Genomic DNA, 1715 nt, shown 5'->3' with positions numbered 1-1715 from the left:
CGATTTTTAGGCCGATCGCGGGTTTTTCTCTGCCTGATAAGGAAGTAATGGACGCTCCTTATGAATTTTACGAACAAATAGAAGCTTTGGAAAAGGTATTAACGGATAACTCCCAAACATCGGTGCGTTTGGTCACAAATCCCGAAAAAATGGTGATTAAAGAATCTTTACGCGCTCATGCTTATTTGAGTCTGTACAATGTTGCCACAGATTTGGTAGTTGCAAATCGGATTATTCCAGAGCAAGTTACCGATCCATTCTTCCAACGTTGGAAGGAAAACCAACAGCAATATCGCCAGGAAATTCACGAGAATTTTCTACCGCTACCGGTGAAGGAAGTGCCCCTATTTTCGGAAGAAATGTGCGGTTTACCAGCTTTAGAACGTTTGAAAGAAATGCTTTATGCTGGGGAAGATCCGACGCAAGTTTATTATCGGGAAACTACAGTTAGAGTGGTACAAGATAAAAATCAGTACACTTTGGAGTTGTATTTGCCAGGTATTGCTAAAGACCAAATCCAACTAACTAAAACTGGTGATGAATTAAATGTCCGCATTGGCAATCATCGCCGCAATTTGGTGTTACCTCAAGCTTTGGCGGCTTTGCAACCCTCTGGGGCGAAGATGGAGGAAGATTATCTGAAAATTCGGTTTGGTGAAGCGGTAAGGGTTTAGCAGCTGAACGGCCTAATTTTTAGCAGTCATAGAAACCCGGTTTCTTGAAGAAACCGGGTTTCTGTTTCTTGAAGGGTTTCTGTATTTTTTTTGATAAATTATTTGGGATTGGTAGTAGCTAGTGAGGGCTTGATACTTCTGTCTTTGTGTCGATCGATCGGAAAAACGCTGTAACTTGTGTACAGTATCCTTGTTTTGACTAACCATCTCCTCCCACAAGGTAGAGTTTTGACCCAGAAGTAAAAATAATTATCCCTCTCTAATGGCAGAAGGTAGCTTAGTAAAGAATTATTTACATTACTTAATAACACCACTACACAGACAACGCACTGACTCAAAACGGAGTTTGAACTATGACTAACACACCACAACAAACAACCAATCCCTACGAGGCTCAATTCCAACGTAAATACGGCGAGTTTGCAACTAAATTTGAATTTGGTTCAAACCCCAGCGCTGAAATTTGGAATGGTCGTCTAGCGATGATTGGCTTCCTGATTGCGATCGTTGTTGAGCTAACAACTGGCCAAAAGTTTATTAACTATTTGGGATTCTAATAGGTTTCATATCTATTACTGTCATACTCAACGAAGCTTGAAATGGCAGAAAAATAGGGAACTCTTAGCTTAGCAGAGTTCCCTATTTTTGAGAGTCTCAGTTGATGCGATCGCACGCTCAGTACAACTCTAACTTGGTGCAGTATATCTTGTATCTAACAGTGCGATCGCCACTTAAGAGATTTCCTTGTTTTCTTGAATTTCCCAACGAAAAAGTCTTGGTAATTGTGCTAAATCCAAGGCGTAGTTTCCACTCCACAAGACAATCTCTACTATTAATAAATAGCGTATCCAAATCAAATCGGTTTCAGGACTGAGGAATTTCAAACCCTCATACAGTTGCCAAACACGGTAAGGCAGGTACAAATAGGGAACCATCACCCAGACGACCGTGCGAAACTGCCTCAGTGTCAAAATTTCCGATAAAATTTGCAATCCCAGCATCACAAAGTAGGGAATAAGTACAGTTAATACGCTGCTGTAA

General features: G+C 40.8%; 2 protein-coding genes and 1 pseudogene. 2 read left to right on the top strand and 1 reads right to left on the bottom strand.

The features are described from left to right. Together H6S82_RS32070 and H6S82_RS32065 are read left to right on the top strand one after the other, a co-directional pair. A partial coding sequence (locus H6S82_RS32070) for a TRC40/GET3/ArsA family transport-energizing ATPase (RefSeq protein WP_191057410.1) occupies nt 1-674 on the top strand: 674 nt, incomplete at its 5' end. Nucleotides 675-1027: 353 nt separating this feature from the next. Further along, nucleotides 1028-1231: a chlorophyll a/b-binding protein gene (locus H6S82_RS32065; protein ID WP_190464997.1), complete on the top strand. Its 204-nt coding sequence runs from the start codon at nt 1028-1030 to the stop codon at nt 1229-1231. A 174-nt stretch (nt 1232-1405) separates the two neighbouring features. On the opposite strand, the pseudogene H6S82_RS32060 reads toward H6S82_RS32065, so the two are convergent. Continuing rightward, a pseudogene (locus tag H6S82_RS32060) lies at nt 1406-1715 on the bottom strand (hypothetical protein); the annotation flags it as partial.

The sequence above is a fragment of the Planktothrix sp. FACHB-1355 genome, from assembly GCF_014748295.1.
GTDB lineage: Bacteria > Cyanobacteriota > Cyanobacteriia > Cyanobacteriales > Aerosakkonemataceae > Aerosakkonema > Aerosakkonema funiforme_A.
Note: the sequence above shows the minus strand (reverse complement) of the source record. Positions and strands in the feature narration are given on the sequence as shown.